Annotated in this window: 20 protein-coding genes; 7 read left to right on the forward strand and 13 right to left on the reverse strand. The window is 38.9% G+C overall.

Features of this window, described 5'->3' with window-relative positions:
- The first annotated feature begins 150 nt into the window (after nucleotides 1-150).
- The 6 genes from DV415_RS06615 (at nucleotide 151) to fis (ending at nucleotide 5193) form a co-directional block, all read left to right on the forward strand.
- A complete protein-coding gene (locus DV415_RS06615) occupies nucleotides 151-408 on the forward strand; it encodes a YhdT family protein (protein WP_118775439.1) in 258 nt (85 codons plus the stop codon).
- Nucleotides 405-1859, forward strand: coding sequence for a sodium/pantothenate symporter (gene panF / locus DV415_RS06620; RefSeq protein ID WP_118789966.1), 1455 nt, complete (start codon nucleotides 405-407; stop codon nucleotides 1857-1859). The genes DV415_RS06615 and panF overlap by 4 nt, the downstream gene beginning before the upstream one ends.
- 119 nt (nucleotides 1860-1978) lie before the next feature.
- Nucleotides 1979-2851 carry a DMT family transporter gene (locus DV415_RS06625; RefSeq protein ID WP_050846721.1) on the forward strand — a complete coding sequence of 291 codons (873 nt, stop codon included), beginning with the start codon at nucleotides 1979-1981 and terminating at the stop codon, nucleotides 2849-2851.
- A gap of 34 nt (nucleotides 2852-2885) precedes the next feature.
- Nucleotides 2886-3773, forward strand: a complete 888-nt coding sequence (gene prmA, locus DV415_RS06630; RefSeq protein ID WP_118789967.1) for a 50S ribosomal protein L11 methyltransferase — start codon at nucleotides 2886-2888, stop codon at nucleotides 3771-3773.
- Between the two features lie 146 nt (nucleotides 3774-3919).
- A complete protein-coding gene (gene dusB, locus DV415_RS06635; RefSeq protein ID WP_118789968.1) occupies nucleotides 3920-4900 on the forward strand; it encodes a tRNA dihydrouridine synthase DusB in 981 nt (326 codons plus the stop codon).
- Nucleotides 4894-5193: a DNA-binding transcriptional regulator Fis gene (gene fis / locus DV415_RS06640; RefSeq protein ID WP_005646807.1), complete on the forward strand. Its 300-nt coding sequence runs from the start codon at nucleotides 4894-4896 to the stop codon at nucleotides 5191-5193. The genes dusB and fis overlap by 7 nt, the downstream gene beginning before the upstream one ends.
- Before the next feature lie 117 nt (nucleotides 5194-5310).
- Here the strand turns inward: fis and glmS are convergent, their stop codons facing one another.
- The 13 genes from glmS to DV415_RS06705 all read right to left on the reverse strand — a co-directional run bounded on the left by glmS (nucleotide 5311) and on the right by DV415_RS06705 (nucleotide 15720).
- The gene (glmS, locus tag DV415_RS06645; protein WP_118789969.1) at nucleotides 5311-7143 is read right to left on the reverse strand and encodes a glutamine--fructose-6-phosphate transaminase (isomerizing); all 1833 of its coding nucleotides are present in this window, start codon (nucleotides 7141-7143) and stop codon (nucleotides 5311-5313) included.
- A gap of 55 nt (nucleotides 7144-7198) precedes the next feature.
- Nucleotides 7199-7972: a DeoR/GlpR family DNA-binding transcription regulator gene (locus DV415_RS06650; RefSeq protein ID WP_118789970.1), complete on the reverse strand. Its 774-nt coding sequence runs from the start codon at nucleotides 7970-7972 to the stop codon at nucleotides 7199-7201.
- A gap of 127 nt (nucleotides 7973-8099) precedes the next feature.
- The gene (locus tag DV415_RS06655) at nucleotides 8100-8372 is read right to left on the reverse strand and encodes an HU family DNA-binding protein (RefSeq protein WP_118789971.1); all 273 of its coding nucleotides are present in this window, start codon (nucleotides 8370-8372) and stop codon (nucleotides 8100-8102) included.
- 137 nt (nucleotides 8373-8509) lie between these two features.
- The gene (locus DV415_RS06660; protein ID WP_118788986.1) at nucleotides 8510-9100 is read right to left on the reverse strand and encodes a YjaG family protein; all 591 of its coding nucleotides are present in this window, start codon (nucleotides 9098-9100) and stop codon (nucleotides 8510-8512) included.
- 35 nt (nucleotides 9101-9135) lie between these two features.
- Nucleotides 9136-9930, reverse strand: coding sequence for an NAD(+) diphosphatase (gene nudC / locus DV415_RS06665; protein WP_118789972.1), 795 nt, complete (start codon nucleotides 9928-9930; stop codon nucleotides 9136-9138).
- Nucleotides 9931-9998: 68 nt separating this feature from the next.
- A complete protein-coding gene (nfuA, locus tag DV415_RS06670; protein ID WP_118789973.1) occupies nucleotides 9999-10595 on the reverse strand; it encodes a Fe-S biogenesis protein NfuA in 597 nt (198 codons plus the stop codon).
- Between the two features lie 77 nt (nucleotides 10596-10672).
- Nucleotides 10673-11359: a ComF family protein gene (locus tag DV415_RS06675; RefSeq protein WP_118789974.1), complete on the reverse strand. Its 687-nt coding sequence runs from the start codon at nucleotides 11357-11359 to the stop codon at nucleotides 10673-10675.
- Nucleotides 11360-11682: 323 nt separating this feature from the next.
- A complete protein-coding gene (tnpA, locus tag DV415_RS06680; RefSeq protein WP_118785461.1) occupies nucleotides 11683-12138 on the reverse strand; it encodes an IS200/IS605 family transposase in 456 nt (151 codons plus the stop codon).
- A complete protein-coding gene (locus DV415_RS06685; protein ID WP_118789975.1) occupies nucleotides 12135-13478 on the reverse strand; it encodes a type IV pilus secretin PilQ family protein in 1344 nt (447 codons plus the stop codon). Before DV415_RS06685 ends, tnpA begins: the two co-directional genes overlap by 4 nt.
- Nucleotides 13479-13487: 9 nt before the next feature.
- Nucleotides 13488-13901, reverse strand: a complete 414-nt coding sequence (locus DV415_RS06690) for a pilus assembly protein PilP (RefSeq protein WP_005662593.1) — start codon at nucleotides 13899-13901, stop codon at nucleotides 13488-13490.
- A complete protein-coding gene (comC, locus tag DV415_RS06695; protein WP_118789976.1) occupies nucleotides 13898-14419 on the reverse strand; it encodes a competence protein ComC in 522 nt (173 codons plus the stop codon). Before comC ends, DV415_RS06690 begins: the two co-directional genes overlap by 4 nt.
- Nucleotides 14416-14922: a competence protein B gene (locus DV415_RS06700; protein ID WP_118789977.1), complete on the reverse strand. Its 507-nt coding sequence runs from the start codon at nucleotides 14920-14922 to the stop codon at nucleotides 14416-14418. The genes comC and DV415_RS06700 overlap by 4 nt, the downstream gene beginning before the upstream one ends.
- Entirely contained in the window at nucleotides 14923-15720 is a 798-nt protein-coding gene (locus DV415_RS06705) for a type IV pilus biogenesis protein PilM (RefSeq protein WP_118789978.1), read from the reverse strand.
- 98 nt (nucleotides 15721-15818) lie between these two features.
- Between DV415_RS06705 and DV415_RS06710 the strand changes: the two genes are divergently transcribed.
- Nucleotides 15819-18419: a penicillin-binding protein 1A gene (locus DV415_RS06710; RefSeq protein ID WP_118789979.1), complete on the forward strand. Its 2601-nt coding sequence runs from the start codon at nucleotides 15819-15821 to the stop codon at nucleotides 18417-18419.
- Nucleotides 18420-18427: the final 8 nt, after the last annotated feature.

Here is an 18427-nt window from a genome sequence, read left to right on the forward strand (position 1 = left end):
ATTTAATTATAATAAACACTAGAATCAGCAAAACATTTTGAATTTTTCAAAAAAGTTGTAAGATTAGCAAACATAAGGGGCGTATGAAATATACGCCCCTTATACCATTCAAAAATATACTTTCACTTATAAAAATTTTAAGGAAGAAACATGACATTAAAACAACGTTATCAACAAGCGGCCAAGGAAGCTAGTTGGGCATTAGGCCTATCTATTTTATATGTGATAGGTTGGTGCTTATGTGCTTATTTGCCTAGAGAAACTCAAGGGCCGATTGGTTTCCCTCTCTGGTTCGAGCTCTCTTGCATTTATCTGCCGATTCTATTTATTGTAATTGGCCATTGGATTATCAAAATTATTTATCAAGATATCTCTCTTGAAATCAAAGATGAGGAGAATCAAAAATGAATTTAGGTATTATTCTCCCTTTAATTATTTATCTTGCATTTATATTTGGTGCTGCGATTTTTGCTTATGTAAAACGAACCAAAGGCGATTTCCTAACGGAATATTATGTAGGTAACCGCTCCATGACGGGGTTTGTTCTCGCAATGACAACCGCATCAACTTATGCCAGTGCAAGTTCTTTTGTCGGAGGGCCTGGTGCAGCTTATAAATACGGATTAGGCTGGGTATTACTGGCGATGATTCAAGTTCCGGCAGTATGGCTTGCATTAGGCGCATTAGGTAAAAAATTCGCGCTGTTATCAAGAGAAACCAAAGCATTAACGATTAACGATCTTTTCCTTTATCGTTATAAAAACAAATATTTAGTCTGGCTATCCAGCCTTGCCCTTCTTCTCGCATTTTTTGCAGCCATGACCGTGCAATTTATTGGCGGTGCTCGTTTATTAGAAACAACCATCGGCATTTCTTATACTCAAGCATTGCTCTTATTTGCTTTAACGGTAGGTATCTATACATTTATCGGGGGGTTCCGTGCCGTCGTACTCACGGATACCATTCAAGGTACCGTCATGATTTTAGGTACCATTATTCTCCTTGTAGGAACCATTTATGCGCTCGGCGGTGTAGAAAGTGCGGTTAATAAATTAACAGAAATCGATCCTGCATTAGTCACGCCTTACGGGCCAAATGGAATGTTAGATTTTCAATTTATGGCTTCCTTCTGGGTACTCGTCTGTTTCGGAGTCGTCGGTCTTCCACATACTGCTGTTCGATGCATGGCATTTAAAGACAGTAAAGCCTTACATAGAGGCATGCTGATTGGAACAATTGTACTTTCCATCATTATGTTCGGGATGCACTTAGCTGGAGCACTTGGTCGTGCAGTTATTCCAAATTTAACCGTGTCAGATCAAGTGATTCCGACTTTAATGCTAAAAGTATTACCGCCTATTATTGCCGGTATTTTCTTAGCCGCACCGATGTCAGCAATTATGTCCACAATTGATGCGCAACTTATTCAATCGTCTTCTATTTTTGTAAAAGATTTATACCTTTCTACGAAACCAGAAGCTGCAAAAAATGAGAAAAAAGTGAGTTATTTTTCATCAATTATTACGCTGATTTTGACCGCACTTTTAATCTTTGCCGCACTCAATCCACCAGATATGATTATTTGGTTAAACCTATTTGCCTTTGGTGGACTCGAAGCCGCATTTTTATGGGTGATTGTGCTGGGTATTTACTGGGATAAAGCAAATGCTTATGGTGCGTTAAGCTCAATGATTATCGGCTTAGGAAGCTATATCTTGCTCACTCAACTTGGCATAAAATTATTTAATTTCCATCAAATCGTACCGTCATTAGTATTTGGATTAATTGCCTTTTTAGTGGGTAATAAATTGGGCGAACGTCGTATCGAAAAAACTCAATTAAAAGTTACCGCACTTTAAGCGTCAATCAATATAGTGTCACCTTCTTCTAAATGAGAGGAAGGTGATATTTAATTTTCTCACTTTCAGAAATTTCTACGCTAAAACATAGAATTGGAACAATTCACAAGGATACATCAATGCTCTATCAAATTCTCGCACTACTTATTTGGAGCAGTTCATTAATCGTCGGTAAGCTCACTTATTCGATGATGGATCCTGTGCTTGTTGTGCAAGTGCGGTTAATTATTGCAATGATTATTGTCATGCCACTCTTTTTACGTCGTTGGAAAAAAATTGATAAACCAATGCGTAAACAGCTTTGGTGGTTAGCATTTTTTAACTATACCGCCGTCTTTTTATTGCAATTCATCGGACTAAAATATACATCTGCCTCCAGTGCAGTCACCATGATTGGGCTAGAACCGCTGCTTGTTGTATTTGTCGGGCATTTCTTCTTTAAAGACAAAGCAAAATGGTTTCACTGGCTATTCGGCGCAATGGCATTTATTGGCGTGGCGATTTTAATCAATGGCGGAAAAAATAATGAAGGCATTGATAACATCAGTTTATTCGGCTGTTTATTAGTACTAAGTGCTGGGATCATTTTCGCTGCCGTGTTACGTTGGACACAGCGAGTTGTGGCCAAAGTCTCAACGCAAGCTTATACCTCCGTCAGCATTGTTCTTGGAACCATCACAACATTGCCATTTACGCTATTACTCACAGAAAACTGGCAAATATCATTAAATTCTACTGGTATCGCAGGTTTATTATATCTTGCCATTGGCTGTAGCTGGCTTGCCTATTGGTTATGGAATAAAGGCCTTAATAGTGTGGATGCCAATATCTCCGGTATTTTAGTCGCACTTGAGCCGCTATTCGGCATCTTATTTGCCATATCATTACTTGGCGAAACGCTATCATTTTCAGCCGCACTTGGTATAACAATCATCATGCTTGCCACACTTGGCTCGACTTTACTGCCGAAACTTTTGAAAAAATCGGTATAATACGCCCCATTTTATGAAATAAAGGAAAAAACACATGGCTTGGATTCAAATTCGCCTAAATAGCACCAATGAAAAAGCAGAACAAATGAGTGATTTTTTAGAAGAAATCGGCTCCGTTTCTGTGACTTTTATGGATAGTCAAGATACACCGATTTTTGAGCCTTTGCCTGGTGAAACTCGTTTATGGGGCAACACCGATGTTATTGCGTTATTTGATGCAGAAACAGATATGGCAGAAATCGTCCGCTTATTAAAAGAAGCGAAACACTTAGATAGCAATACGGTATACAAAATTGAACAAATAGAAGATAAAGACTGGGAGCGCGAGTGGATGGATAACTTCCACCCAATGCAATTTGGTAAGCGTTTATGGATTTGTCCAAGTTGGCGTGATGTGCCTGATGAAAATGCCGTCAATGTGATGCTCGACCCAGGTTTAGCATTTGGTACTGGTACGCATCCTACAACCGCACTATGTTTAGAATGGCTTGATAGCTTGGACTTAAAAAATAAAACTGTCATCGATTTTGGTTGTGGATCTGGTATTTTAGCCATTGCCGCATTAAAACTTGGCGCGAAAAGTGCGGTGGGAATTGATATCGATCCACAAGCGGTTCTAGCCAGTCGCAACAATGCCGAGCAAAACGGCGTTGCAGATCGCCTACAACTGTTCTTATCTGATGAAAAACCCTCTGATTTAAAAGCAGATGTCGTGGTGGCAAATATTCTTGCTGGCCCTCTCAAAGAACTTTACCCAATCATTAGCCAACTTGTTAAACCGAATGGCGATCTTGGTTTATCGGGCATTTTAGAAACGCAAGCTCAATCGGTATGCGATGCCTATACGCAAACATTTGCGTTAGAGCCAGTCTCGGTCAGAGAAGAATGGTGCCGAATTACGGGTAAGCTAAAAACGCTTTAATTTCTTTTTGTCAATCAAAAAAAGTGTATTTTTTAAACAAATTTCACTTTGCAAAGTAAGGCAAAATGCGTATTATAGCCAGCCTTGTCGGTCGTCGACCAGTTCGACACTAATTAGATTTAGGCTTGCTAGGAAGGTAATGTAAAATGCGAATCGGTTCACACCAATTAAGAAATCGTGTTTTACTTGCACCAATGGCGGGTATTACCGACCAGCCTTTCCGTCGTCTTTGTGCATATTATGGTGCTGGACTCACATTTTCAGAAATGATGTCCACAAATCCGCAAGTTTGGCATACCGAAAAATCCAAATTGCGTTTGGCACATAGCGAAGATTTAGGTCTCAATGCCGTGCAAATTGCAGGTAGTGATCCACTCGAGATGGCGCAAGCTGCGGCTATTAACGTGGAATATGGCGCACAAATCATTGACATTAATATGGGATGCCCCGCCAAAAAAGTAAATCGCAAACTCGCAGGCTCTGCGTTGTTGCAATTTCCAGATTTGGTGGAAAAAATCTTGCGAGAAGTAGTGGCAGCCGTCAATGTGCCAGTGACCTTAAAAATTCGTACAGGCTGGGATAAATCTAATCGAAACTGCGTTCAAATCGGCAAAATTGCAGAACAATGTGGCATACAAGCATTAACGGTGCATGGTCGTACACGTGCTTGTCTTTTTGAAGGCGAAGCGGAATATGACAACATCAAAGCCGTTAAACAAGCGATTGCCATACCGGTTATAGCCAATGGTGATATTGATTCTGCTCGGAAAGCAAAATTCGTTCTCGATTATACTGGAGCGGATGCCATTATGATCGGTCGTGCTGCGCTAGGTAACCCTTGGCTATTTCAAGCTGTGGAAAACCTAATTGAGCATGACTCGATAAGCCAAATGCCAAGTTTAAACGAAAAGTGCGGTCAAATTTTGCGTCATATTCAAGAATTACATCAATTCTATGGCGAACAAAAAGGCTATCGCATTGCGCGTAAACACGTGGCTTGGTATTTACAGGGAATTCAACCTGATTCCGTTTTTAAACAGACTTTTAATGCAATTAGTGATCCGAAAGAGCAACTCATTGTATTGGAAGATTTTTTCAATTTAATTTTGGATAAAGAAAAATGTTAGAACAACAACGTAGTCCTGCTGATGCTTTAACGGTATCAGTATTAAATGCGCAATCACAAGTGACCAACAAACCATTACGAGATTCAGTAAAACAAGCATTGCGTAATTATTTAGCGCAATTAGATGGTCAAGATGTGAATGATCTTTACGAATTAGTATTAGCGGAAGTTGAACACCCGATGTTAGATATGATTATGCAATATACTCGCGGTAATCAAACCCGTGCAGCAAATATGCTTGGTATCAACCGTGGTACATTACGTAAAAAACTAAAAAAATACGGTATGGGCTAAGTTATACTTTTTTTAGATAGCAAAGGGTGAACATTTTAATGTTCGCCCTTTTCATTCAATCGGATAAAGCACAAGCGATAACCTGTGCTTTAAATTTATCTTAAAATCAACCACACTTTATTCTACGGTAACAGATTTCGCTAAGTTACGAGGTTGATCTACGTCAGTACCTTTAATTAAAGCCACATGATAAGAAAGCAACTGCATTGGGATGGTATAAAAAATCGGTGCAACGATATCATTGACTTTTGGCATCGTGATGATTTTCATTCCTTCACTTGGCGTAAAGCCCGCTTCTTTATCGGCAAATACGTATAATTGACCGCCACGAGCACGAACCTCTTCAATGTTCGATTTTACTTTCTCTAATAATTCATTATTTGGCGCCACAACAATTACTGGCATATCGGCATCAATCAACGCTAATGGACCATGTTTTAATTCTCCAGCCGCATACGCTTCAGCGTGAATATAAGAAATCTCTTTCAATTTCAAAGAAGCCTCTACGGCAATTGGATAAAATGCACCACGACCTAAGAAAAGTGCATGATGTTTTTCAGCAAAATCCTCAGCCAATACTTCAATTTCTGTATCGAATGCTAATGCTTTTTCAATTTCAGAAGGTAAAGATTGCATTGCTTTGATAATCTCATGCTCTTTTTCTGCAGAAATATAACCTTTAACTTTACCAAGTGCCGTCACCAACATTAATAACGCAGCGAGCTGTGTCGTAAATGCTTTTGTTGATGCCACCCCAACTTCAACACCGGCACGCGTCATAAATGCAAGATCTGATTCGCGTACTAGCGAAGATCCAGCAACATTACAAATTGTTAATGCCGCCATGTATCCTTTTTCTTTTGCTAAACGAAGTGCGGCTAAAGTATCGGCTGTTTCGCCAGATTGAGAAAGTGTAATCAATAAGCTATTTGGGCGTGTAACAAATTTGCGATAACGAAACTCCGATGCAATTTCAACATCACAGCTCACCCCAGCCAAAGATTCAAACCAATAACGTGCCACCATACCTGCATTATAGGATGTTCCACAAGCAACAATTTGAATATGCTCAACTTTTTCTAAAATGCCTTTTGCACCATTACCGATTGAATCGACAATCACATTTTCATGATTGATACGTCCTTCCATTGTATTGATAAGTGCGGTTGGCTGTTCGTAAATTTCTTTCTGCATAAAATGACGGAATTTTCCTTTCTCTGCCGCGTCATTTTCAAGATTAGATTCGTGAATTTCACGCTCAACTTTATTGCCGTAAGTATCATAAATATCAACTGTGCGACGTGTAATTTCTGCAATATCCCCTTCTTCTAAAAAGATAAAACGGCGGGTAACACTTAAAAGCGCAAGTTGATCTGAAGCTAAGAAATTTTCACCAATACCTAAACCAATCACTAGCGGACTGCCAGAACGAGCTGCGACTAAATGTTCAGGATGACGACTGTCCATTACCACCATGCCATATGCGCCAGTAAGTTGTTTTACTGCTTTTTTCACAGCTTCTAAAAGTGAATCCGTGCTACGCATTTCCCATTCAACCAGATGAGCGATTACTTCAGTATCGGTTTGCGATAAAAATACATAACCACGAGATTTTAATAATTCACGAAGTTCTTCATGATTTTCAATAATACCGTTATGTACTACGGCAAAAGTGCCTGACGCATGGGGGTGCGCATTGGTTTCTGATGGTTCACCATGCGTTGCCCAACGCGTATGCGCAATCCCTGTACCACCAATCAATGGTTTCTCCGATACCGTCTCATCTAAAGCTTTTACTTTACCTAAGCAGCGCACGCGTTGTAATTCATGATGTTCATTTACCACCGCAACTCCTGCTGAATCATAACCACGATATTCCAAACGATGTAAACCATTAATTAAGATTTCCGCTACATCACGTTGCGCTACCGCGCCGACAATACCACACATAAGCTTTCCTTATTGTTAATTAAATAAAAAATACGTCTATTTTTTTAACCGCACTTTATACGCAAATTACTTCTACGCCATGAGCCCAAATGGCTTGTTTATCTTGTTCTGATAATCCTGTATCAGTAATAAGCACATCAATTTGTTGCCAAGTTAATTCTAAATTTGGCATTTTCCGACCAATTTTCTGAGATTCCACCATCACAACAACTTCGCGAGAAACTTCCGCCATCACCTGGCTTAATCCTACAAGTTCATTAAAAGTCGTAGAACCTCGCGCTAAATCAATGCCATCGGCACCAATAAAAAGTTGGTCGAAATCGTAAGAACGTAGCACCTGTTCAGCTACTTTTCCTTGAAACGATTCCGAACGAGTATCCCAAGTTCCCCCAGTCATCAGTAACGTTGGCTCATTTTCTAATGCTCTCAATTCTGTTGCTACCGAAAGTGAGTTCGTCATGACCACTAAGCCTTGTTTTAAATTAAGTTGTTTAATCAAAGCCGCCGTAGTACTGCCGCTATCTACGATAATACGGTTATGATCACGAATACGTTCAGCGGCGGCTTTCGCTATGACAAACTTTCGTTTCGTAAGTTCATCATTTTCGTTTTCATCAATAATTTCTTTTGGCATTAAAATTGCGCCACCGTATTTGCGTAATAAAAAACCATTTGTTTCTAGCGCACTTAAGTCTTTACGAATAGTCACTTCAGATATATCAAAAAGCTGCACTAGCTGTTCTACACTCACTTCACCTTGTTCTTGCAAAAGTTGCATAATTGTATGGCGACGTTGTTTAGTATTACGAGACTGGCTACTTTTTTTCATAAAGCTATCCTTAAATGCTATAAATTTCGGTTCGAAAGTTTATTTAAAGAATATTGTTTTGTAAAGTAAATTTTAGATAACAAAAAACCCTGCTCATTGGCAGGGTTTAAAATCATTCAAATATTAATTATTTGATTGCATCTTTTAATGCTTTACCAGAAACAAACGCTGGTACTTTAGATGCTGCGATTTTAATTTCAGCACCAGTTTGTGGGTTACGACCAGTACGTGCAGCACGTGCATTTACTTTGAATGTACCGAAACCGATTAATTGTACAGGTTCACCTTTTTTGAGGCTTACAGTAATCGCGTCTAAAGTCGCTTCTAACGCAGCTTTAGCTTGTTTTTTGTTTAATTCTGCAGCGCTTGCAATTGCATCAATTAAATCTGTTTTGTTCATAAATTTGTACCTTCTGTTAAATAAAAATTTGACTCTTCAAAATACGCCTGCGGGCTAACCACAAAAGCTGTGCAAAGGATAATCTAACTTACGATGAATTAAAAGCAAGATTTTTAAAATTTGTGACAAATCTCACGTTATTGATGAAATTCTATACCAATATTAGAGATTCCCTCGGCTCGAATCTCATTTTTTAAATCTAAAATTAATTCAATATCACGTTTTTCACATTCTTTAAGTAAACGATAAATCTGCCATTGCACATCGAGTTCCGCTTGAATATCTTCACTTTCTTTAAGTTCGCTGTCCGACCAATCTCGCCCCGTTTCCGTTTCCAATAAACTCGTTACCGTTCCTAAAGAAATTAAGCTCATTTCCACCGCTCTTTCTAATGTTTCACCCGCGATAATAGCGTGTAGAATTTCAGCTAAAGCCTGGCAAGCATCTAACGCTGGCACAACACCAAAACTCTCGTAATCATTCACATCAGGAATAATCGTTTCCAATTTCTCCAACTGATTTTCAAAGTTGATTTTGGCATCTTTAACCGTTAAATATTCCCACACCAAATTGAGAATATTTTGATACGTTTTAGCTTCAACGCTAAGCTCGTTCATTTGACAGAACAATTTAAAATTTGGTGCCATACGTTCGCATAAAGCAGCCATAAAAGTAAGATGTTGCCAACTTTCTAAGTTTTCTAAGCGTTTATGAATCGGATTTCGCATCTTATTTCCTTAATTCGTAAGGGTTGGAGTATTTATTAATCGCATTTATGTTCCGCTTTACAGAGCTCAAGCGTCGCATGAATTAATTTGCGAGCGATAGTACCTGTTGGCGGTAATTCTGGCAAGGGTTGATCATAAGAAAACCACTGCGCATCATAAATTTCACTTTCCTGCAAAGTAATTTCACCGCTCTCATAATCAGCCAGAAAACCGACCATTTGAGAATTCGGAAATGCCCAAGGTTGGCTACCAAAATAACGAATATTTTTTATCAAAATCCCTGTTTCCTCAAAAACCTCTCTCCGCACAGCTTGTTCAAATGTTTCACCGACTTCTACAAAACCAGCAAGAGTGGTATACATTCCTCCATTCGGGTGATAATGACGTTTGTGATTAGCAAGCAATATTTCTTTGCCACGTCGAACCGCAACAATAATGGATGGGCAAATTACAGGATAAGTTCGATACCCGCAGTGAGTACATTGCACGGCGAGCTCTTCTTGAATTTGTTGTGTTTTATGACCGCACTTTCCACAGAATTTATGAGTTTTTAGGAAATGATTAATTTCCACGCCTCGGCTTAATACATGGAATTCATCCTCTGGCAGAGAAAGTAATTCACGCAAACTTACATATTCTCGTTCATCACTTTCTTGCTCAGCCACAAGCCACAACGGATGATTTTTCCATTCACCGATTTGCATAGCCTGCAATCCTTCCATTCCAAGCGCTTTAGCCGTACCACAAGGCAACTCATTATTCAGCAAATAAAGGTTCGAACCTTGAGTAAACAACCAATAACCAAAATCATCCGGATTAAGTGTTTTCATTTTTTACTCCATAAAAATAACCGCACTTTCAAAAGTGCGGTTATTATAAATCTTCTTTTTACCACTCACTAATAATAAGAGTGCTCTCCACGCTGATGTTCGGTTACGTCTTTTGCACCTTTTAATTCATTCGGGAATAGGCTAACGAGTTGTTTTTCTACGCCATCTTTTAATGTAACGTCCACCATTGAACAACCGTTACAACCACCACCGAATTGTAAAATTGCGTAACCATCTTCAGTAATTTCAATTAAGGTTATGCGTCCACCATGACTTGCAAGCTGTGGATTAATTTGAGTTTGAATCACATATTCAACACGTTCAATTAATGGCGCATCATCAGCCACCTTACGCATTTTGGCATTTGGCGCTTTTAAGGTAAGCTGCGCACCAAGTTCTTCGGTAACATAATCAATTTCTGCTTCTTCTAAGAAAGGTAGGCTGACCTCATCAATAAATGCAGAAAAAGTGTCGTATTTCATTTCAACATCACTTTCTTCCACGGCATTAGGTGGGCAATAAGATACGCCACATTCCGCGTTAGGTGTGCCTGGATTAACCACGAAAATACGAATATTCGTTCCTTCTTCTTGCGTGTCTAAAAGTTTTCTAAAATGCGCTTGTGCGGCATCAGAAATAGCGATTTGCTGGGTTGCTTGTTCCATAATATTATGTCCTAAATACTTGAGAGAAAGTATCGGGAATAATACGCTCATCGCGCTTTTTTTTCCAGTGCTTTATATTAAGCCCGCGCCAGCCCCCACACTTGGATCTCCTCTACACCTAATTTTCGCAACAATTTTGATATTTCATTGAGTGTAGAACCAGTAGTAATCACATCATCCACCAATGCTACGCGACGATAAGGAAATTCATTTTTCGAAACAGCAAGAGAAAAGGCATTTTTTAAATTCTGACGACGATCTTTTGCACTCAAACCACGTTGAGTATGGGTATGTCTCACGCGCTTTACGATATTGTTCAAATTAGGAATATCTAGCCAACGACTTAATTGCCGAGATAATAAATCAGCCTGATTATAACCTCGTCGCCATTGGCGAAAATGATATAAAGGCACTGGAATGATTGCTTCTGGTAATTTAAGTTGATGCGTTCGTTTAGCATCACGCACCGCAAGATATAAAAGTCGAGCCAAAGTGCGGTCAATCCAAAATTGATTTTGAAATTTAAAACGGTGAATCAATACAGTAAGCGGTTCAATATAATGCCCAATAATGACTATCTTATCCCAGCTAGGTTCTTGTTTAAGGCAATTACCACAATGCTGCGCATAATATTGCAATTCCGCACCACAATGACCGCAATAAGGAAAAGATTTAATTTGTTTTTGGCAACGTGAACATAGCCCATTTTTTGCGATATGAAGATTGCCACGGCAGTGGATACAGCGAAAATTAAAAAAATTCATTTGATCCTTATTAGTGATTACTGCAACTTAGGGTAGTAGTAACCTAGGGTAGGTTTACCCTAGGCTAATCATAATGCTACCCCGTTGGGGTAGGTATAGGTGTTCCCCAAAGGGGAACTATGATTACCATCACTAACCGTGGGTATACTTACTCACGGTTTACAAACCTAGGGTAGGTGTACCCTAGGCTAATCATAATGCTACCCCGTTGGGGTAGGTATAGGTGTTCCCCAAAGGGGAACTACGATTACTATCACTAACCGTGGGTATACTTACCCACGGATTACAAACCTAGGGGGAAAAATAAGCATTCCCAAAAACCACTAAACATTTCTTTCAAACCATTCTACGTTAAAATCAATTCCTTCACGTTGAAATAGGCTCTTCATTTCATCATTGAAATGGGTTTCTTTGTGATGCTGTTTTTGATTCTTAATGTAATTAATAAGTTGATGTTTATCCCTGTCGCTATAAGTTAATGCGCAATATCCTACTGACCAAGCCGTAAATTCTGGAAATAATGATTTATTTTCATCTAAAAAACGGTGTGTCGACTTTTTTAATTTACGAACAAATTCAGCCACTGAAATCGTTTGGTGTAATTCAACAAATAAATGTAGATGATCTGGCATACCATTAATTCGATGAAGTATAGAATGGTGCGCTTTAACAAATCCCCAAATGTAATCATAGAGAATTTTCTCATTTTCTTCATTAATGGCATAAACACTGCCTTTTGTCCTAAAAACAATGTGATAAAACAAACGGCAGTAACTCATTGTAACTTTTTACCCGCACTTTTTTGTTTCAACGCTTCTAACGTTTCTCCTGCTTTTAAAATATGCGGCGTCACGAAAATCACTAGCTCACGTTTTTGATGTCGTTCACTTTCTTTACTAAACAATCGTTTAATGCCAGGTATATCGCCAAGTACTGGTACTTTATCTTCGCTTTTTGTGATCGTATCGTGGAACACGCCACCAAGTACAATAGTTTCCCCATCTTTGGCAAAAACCTGAGTATTAATTTCTTGCTTATCAATAGAAACCACTTCATTTTGTCCATAAGCGACTCGAGAACCTGGTGAGTTTTGGCTCACTAATAAATCAAGCAAAATATTGTTATCTTTAGAAATATGTGGTGTGACTTCCAAACCAAGCACCGCCTCGCGAAATTCCACAGATTGTGTATCGTTACGAGTATTACTCACAACATAAGGAATTTCTGTCCCCTGTTTAATGCTCGCACTTTTCTTATTCGTGGTTAGTAAGCGAGGGCTTGCGATAATTTCTACATTATTTTCACGCTCTAACGCGCTCAATTCTAAATCGAGTAATCGCCCATTAATTTTCGCAACTTGTAATGCTATAGAGCCAGCAGGTGTCGTCGTTGTCGCAAAATTTACGTTAAGATTATCCGCAATATTTTCAAAGCTATTGCCTGCAAGACTGCCCGCTACACGCGCAGCATTTTCCGTTGGATTAAAAATCCCCCACCGAACGCCAAGTTCTTTCAAACTTTCATCCGTAATTGTCACAATACGCGCTTCAATAGCGATCTGCTCAATAGGTTTATCCATTTCAGCAATCAGTTTTTTGATATTTTGCACAGAACGAGGCTCATCCTGAATAACCAGCAAATTACTACGATCATCAAAGGTAATGCTCCCAGCGGGTGAAAGCAAAGAGCCACTTCCTGTGGTTAAGGATTTCATTAATTCAGAGGCTTTAGCAAAATGGAGTTTTACCGTGTGATTCACTAAGTGCGGTTCATTTGTAGTAAGATTTCCTGCAATTTGACCTTTTCCTGATTGCCTACCGTTCAGATAATAAATACCGTCGTCTTTATTCAAAGTAAGGTGCTTACTTTTAGCGATTATTTGTAGCAAACGGGGCATATCAATATTGTCTAATTTTAAAGAGATCTTGTTTTCCAATGTATCTCCAATCACTAAATTCACATCTTGTTGAAAAGCCAACTGCTCTAATGTTTGAGCTAAAGGTGCTTGCGATAAACGAATAAAAAAACGTTCGTTATCTGTTTTAGGATTAGCAAAAACGATTAATGGCAAACAAAAACACACTAGAAAATAACCGCACTTTAAAAAATATTTCTTCATAATCTTCCTTTAAAAACTTAATTTTTTCCATTCACTACTATCACATTGCTCCCCGAGCTTGCGCATAAATTGAACATTGTTTTGGTTGATTTTTTCTACAATATAGCCCTCTTGAGCCACATCAACGCCCTCTAAAACGCTGTAAACTTGCAAAGCCTGATCTTGCAATAAGGCAAACGCTTTATCTTTAGAAATCACTACGCCCACCAATTTTAAAGCGTTCAAAGGAATTTCAGCCGCTTGGCGATTTTCATCCGCTCCGCATAGATTATTAGGTACATCTGAGGAAATTATTTCTGTCTGTTCCATTACTGTTTGTGCATTATCAAACTGAGAACGGTTACGCTGTGTTTTATCGAAAGGATCCTGCCCCCAACTGCAATTTATAAAAAGCAATGCAGTTAGGAAAAACCAATACTTCATTTTGTCTCCTTCTCTAGCTGAAAAATAATCTCGGTTTGCAATGGGCTATCTTCGGGTTTCATAAATTGCAGCCGACTTACAGAAAGCTGTGACGTATTAGCTAAAAGTGCGGTTAAAAATGTCTTCGTTTTTTCAAAATGCCCAGTAAGCTGTAAGTGCAAAATAGGCTGATGCCCCATTTCCCAACGTAAATGCTGAGATAAACCGTTACGCGCAGCTAAACGTTGAATTTGTTTATTCAACGGCATAATTTGTGCAGCCAGTTCTGGAGAAAGTTTTCGACTTTCCGATTGCTGCTGTAAAGAAGTTAAAATTTTCTGTTGATGTAATAATTCTGAACGCTTCACCGCTAACTCATCTTCAGTTTCATGGAGACGGGAGTTCCCCTCTATATAATCTAAAATGGGGCGAAAAATCACCGCACTTAATAACAATAAAAAAGTTAAACCGTGCACATAAAAAGACTGACTTAGCCATTTGCCAAAAGGATTAAAAGGATCGTTAAAAAAGGCTTTCACTTTTCTTCTCCTTGTTCCATATCAAAGCGAAAATACAATGACTGTTGTTCAGGCTGAAACTGGCTTAATTTCACATTGGGAAAATGTTTTTTTAAAAATTGATGAATCTGTTCAAATTCTCTTTGATCTTGTGCGTTACCTTCTAAGCTCAAGTTATTCGCATCTTGTTTAAATTTATTCAGTTCTCCTTGTTGAAAAGGTAATTCACTTAGCTGTTGTAAACTCTTTTTTACTTGCTCGTTAGGAATCGATGTCAAAATTTCGCCAACCTGCACTGCACTACGCAACTGTTCAATTTTCTTGGCGGTTTTATAAAGTTGCTGATTAAGTTTTTCAAAAGATGTTTGCTGTGCCTGCAAATTTTGTTTCTGTTGTTCAATCAAATTACTAAAAACCAACATTAAATTAATAGCAAGCAAGATAAATAAAGCGATATAAAAAGCTAAACGACGTAAACGCTTTTGATGTTGATAAGTACGCCAAGGCAATAAATTCATCGACATTTAGCTACTCACTTTTTGTTGATGTAAATCTTTTTGCCACAGCGCATTGCCAAGTGCGATAAAAGGTAAATCCGTTTCTACTCGCTGCCAGTTTTCTGGTAATGGCGTATGACTTGAGGGAATTTGATACACAAAAACTTGTTCAAGTTGCCCTTCAAAACGTTCGGTAAATTGTTCATAAAGTGCGGTCAAATTTTCGTGAGATTGTAAAATTTGCGATTGCTGCGATCTTTCACAAATCGCCAAACAATAGTCATCTTCTTGAAATAAAAATAAGGTATTTTCTGACCGCACTTGTTCATTCAACAAATACTGAAATGCACGCAAAATAGCATTTGACGCAACATCCAATACATTAATTTTAAATGGCTGAAAATCTTGCAAATAAGTTTGAGCAGTACTTTTACGAATTGCAGTAACTTCTAATCGAAAACCTTGCTTTAACGGGGTAGAACGATAATCAAACCATAATTCATCTAAAGAAATAGGCAGCTCTTTTTCAATCACAAATTTACATTGTTGATGACATTCTTGCGCATTTAACACTTGTGGCAACATTAATACTTTTGACCAAGTTAAGTGAGCGGGAATGCTTGCTACAAACTGCAAAGGAAAGGTTTTCCCTTGATATTGTGTTTTTAGCTGTTGTAAAAAACGATTTTTAAAATCACGATCATTAACAAAGATTTGATAACTTTGTGGCTGTTCGAGATCATCAAACCACACGAAATCAAAATAACCCTGCTTACGATGAATGCCGATTTGTAAAGTGCGGTAATTTTTCAGGGAGAATTGCATATTCTTTCCTATTCTTTAAAGGCTGAATCTTTTATACTTAACAACCAAATCATAGGTCTCTTGACAAGAATATTCATTAACGAAGCGAGAATTTTACGATGCGGATCGCAAAATTAATATTAAGCACCCTATTAACTTTATGTATTTTAGGTTTAGTGGCAGGCGGAATGCTGTATTTCCACTTAAAATCTGAATTGCCCTCAGTAGAAACATTAAGAACCGTTGAATTACAACAACCAATGCAGATTTATACGGCAGACGGTAAATTAATTGGCGAAGTGGGCGAGCAACGCCGTATTCCAGTAAAATTAGCTGATGTACCGCAACGCTTAATTGATGCATTTTTAGCAACGGAAGACAGTCGTTTTTACGATCATCACGGATTAGACCCTATCGGCATTGCTCGTGCATTATTTGTCGCAGTGAGTAATGGCGGTGCATCACAAGGCGCAAGTACGATTACTCAACAATTAGCGCGTAACTTTTTCTTAACCCCAGAAAAAACTATTATTCGTAAAGCTCGTGAAGCCGTGCTTGCCGTAGAAATTGAAAATACCCTCACCAAACAAGAAATCTTAGAGCTTTATTTAAACAAAATCTTTTTAGGCTATCGTTCTTATGGTGTTGCGGCTGCTGCGCAAACCTATTTCGGTAAATCATTAAATGAATTGACGTTATCGGAAATGGCCATTATCGCAGGCTTACCAAAAGCACCTTCAACCATGAACCCGCTTTATTCTTTAAAACGCTCAGAAGAACGCCGCAATGTGGTGCTAAGCCGAATGTTAGATGAAAAATACATCAGCAAAGAAGAATATGATGCTGCATTAAAAGAGCCTATCGTTGCCAGTTATCATGGCGCAAAATTTGAATTTCGTGCTGATTATGTCACTGAAATGGTTCGCCAAGAAATGGTTCGCCGTTTTGGTGAAGAAAATGCCTACACCAGTGGTTATAAAGTATTTACCACTGTACTTTCGAAAGACCAAGCTGAAGCCCAAAAAGCCGTACGTAACAACTTAATTGATTACGATATGCGTCGTGGGTATCGTGGTGGTGCGCCTTTATGGCAAAAAAATGAAGCTGCTTGGGATAATGATCGCATTGTCGGTTTTCTACGCAAACTGCCAGATTCTGAGCCATTTATTCCAGCGGCTGTGGTTGGTATGGCAAAAGGTGGGGCAGATCTATTATTAGCATCCGGTGAAAAAATGACGCTATCCACTAATGCAATGCGTTGGACTGGCAGAAGCAATCCTGTAAAAGTAGGTGAGCAAATTTGGATTCGTCAACGCACTAATGGTGAATGGCAATTAGGACAAATTCCAGCAGCTAACTCTGCGTTAGTATCGCTTAACTCAGATAATGGTGCGATTGAAGCTATTGTTGGTGGCTTTAGCTATGAACAAAGTAAGTTCAACCGTGCGACACAATCCTTAGTTCAAGTGGGTTCTTCTATTAAACCATTTATTTACGCTGCAGCATTAGAAAAAGGCTTAACACTTTCTAGTGTATTACAAGACAGCCCAATTTCTATTCAAAAACCAGGACAAAAACTGTGGCAACCCAAAAACACACCTGATCGTTACGATGGTCCAATGCGTTTACGCGTAGGATTAGGTCAATCCAAAAATATGATTGCTATTCGTGCTATCCAAACGGCAGGTATTGATTTCACTGCAGAATTTTTACAACGTTTTGGCTTTAAACGTGATCAATATTTTGCCAGTGAAGCCTTAGCACTTGGCGCAGCCTCTTTCACGCCATTAGAAATGGCGCGAGCTTATGCCGTATTTGATAATGGTGGCTTCCTCATTGAACCTTATATTATTGAAAAAATTCAAGATAACACGGGGAAAGACTTATTTGTTGCAAACCCTAAAATTGCTTGTATTGAATGCAATGATATCCCAGTTGTTTATGGTGAAACGAAAGACAAAATCAACGGCTTTGCGAATATTCCTTTAGGCGAAAATGCCTTAAAACCATCAGATGACAGTACAAACGGTGAAGAAGTTGATCAACAACCTGAAACTGTACCTGAACTGCCAGAATTACAGTCAAATGTGGCCTCACTTAAGGAAGATGCAATTGATTTAATGGCAGCAGCAAAAAATGCATCGTCGAAAACAGAATATGCCCCTCGAGTAATCAGTGGCGAGTTAGCATTTTTAATCCGCAGCGCCTTAAATACGGCAATTTATGGCGAACAAGGTCTAGACTGGAAAGGAACTAGCTGGCGTATCGCACAAACCATTAAACGTAGCGATATAGGCGGAAAAACAGGTACGACTAACAGTTCAAAAGTAGCTTGGTATGCAGGATTTGGTGCAAACTTAGTAACCACAACTTATGTCGGATTTGACGACAACAAACGTGTACTCGGGCACGGAGAAGCGGGGGGGAAAACAGCGATGCCAGCTTGGGTCGCTTATATGAAAACTGCATTGAGCGATAAACCTGAACGTAAATTACCATTACCACCGAAAATTATGGAAAAAAGTATTGATACGATGACTGGATTGCTTTCTCCCGCTGGTGGACGTAAAGAATACTTTATTGTAGGTACTGAACCGACACGTACCTACCTTTCGGAAATGCAAGAGCGTGGTTATTATGTTCCTACAGAGTTACAGCAACGCTTAAATAATGAAGGCAATACGCCAACGCCTGCTGCACAACCAGAAGAACTCTTCTAAAAATGACC

It is taken from the genome of Haemophilus haemolyticus (genome assembly GCF_003490595.1).
Classification (GTDB): Bacteria; Pseudomonadota; Gammaproteobacteria; order Enterobacterales; family Pasteurellaceae; genus Haemophilus; species Haemophilus haemolyticus_L.

What these genes read in the sequence shown, in the direction of transcription:
- glmS (WP_118789969.1), bottom strand. Translation starts at nt 7,143, where the DNA reads ATGTGTGGTATTGTCGGCGCGGTAGCGCAACGTGATGTAGCGGAAATC.
- nudC (WP_118789972.1), bottom strand. Translation starts at nt 9,930, where the DNA reads ATGAAAACACTTAATCCGGATGATTTTGGTTATTGGTTGTTTACTCAA.
- panF (WP_118789966.1), top strand. Translation starts at nt 405, where the DNA reads ATGAATTTAGGTATTATTCTCCCTTTAATTATTTATCTTGCATTTATA.
- DV415_RS06700 (WP_118789977.1), bottom strand. Translation starts at nt 14,922, where the DNA reads ATGTCGATGAATTTATTGCCTTGGCGTACTTATCAACATCAAAAGCGT.
- DV415_RS06685 (WP_118789975.1), bottom strand. Translation starts at nt 13,478, where the DNA reads ATGAAGAAATATTTTTTAAAGTGCGGTTATTTTCTAGTGTGTTTTTGT.
- tnpA (WP_118785461.1), bottom strand. Translation starts at nt 12,138, where the DNA reads ATGAGTTACTGCCGTTTGTTTTATCACATTGTTTTTAGGACAAAAGGC.
- DV415_RS06710 (WP_118789979.1), top strand. Translation starts at nt 15,819, where the DNA reads ATGCGGATCGCAAAATTAATATTAAGCACCCTATTAACTTTATGTATT.
- fis (WP_005646807.1), top strand. Translation starts at nt 4,894, where the DNA reads ATGTTAGAACAACAACGTAGTCCTGCTGATGCTTTAACGGTATCAGTA.
- DV415_RS06615 (WP_118775439.1), top strand. Translation starts at nt 151, where the DNA reads ATGACATTAAAACAACGTTATCAACAAGCGGCCAAGGAAGCTAGTTGG.
- dusB (WP_118789968.1), top strand. Translation starts at nt 3,920, where the DNA reads ATGCGAATCGGTTCACACCAATTAAGAAATCGTGTTTTACTTGCACCA.
- prmA (WP_118789967.1), top strand. Translation starts at nt 2,886, where the DNA reads ATGGCTTGGATTCAAATTCGCCTAAATAGCACCAATGAAAAAGCAGAA.
- DV415_RS06690 (WP_005662593.1), bottom strand. Translation starts at nt 13,901, where the DNA reads ATGAAGTATTGGTTTTTCCTAACTGCATTGCTTTTTATAAATTGCAGT.
- DV415_RS06705 (WP_118789978.1), bottom strand. Translation starts at nt 15,720, where the DNA reads ATGCAATTCTCCCTGAAAAATTACCGCACTTTACAAATCGGCATTCAT.
- nfuA (WP_118789973.1), bottom strand. Translation starts at nt 10,595, where the DNA reads ATGGAACAAGCAACCCAGCAAATCGCTATTTCTGATGCCGCACAAGCG.
- DV415_RS06675 (WP_118789974.1), bottom strand. Translation starts at nt 11,359, where the DNA reads ATGAATTTTTTTAATTTTCGCTGTATCCACTGCCGTGGCAATCTTCAT.
- DV415_RS06655 (WP_118789971.1), bottom strand. Translation starts at nt 8,372, where the DNA reads ATGAACAAAACAGATTTAATTGATGCAATTGCAAGCGCTGCAGAATTA.
- DV415_RS06660 (WP_118788986.1), bottom strand. Translation starts at nt 9,100, where the DNA reads ATGCGAAATCCGATTCATAAACGCTTAGAAAACTTAGAAAGTTGGCAA.
- DV415_RS06650 (WP_118789970.1), bottom strand. Translation starts at nt 7,972, where the DNA reads ATGAAAAAAAGTAGCCAGTCTCGTAATACTAAACAACGTCGCCATACA.
- DV415_RS06625 (WP_050846721.1), top strand. Translation starts at nt 1,979, where the DNA reads ATGCTCTATCAAATTCTCGCACTACTTATTTGGAGCAGTTCATTAATC.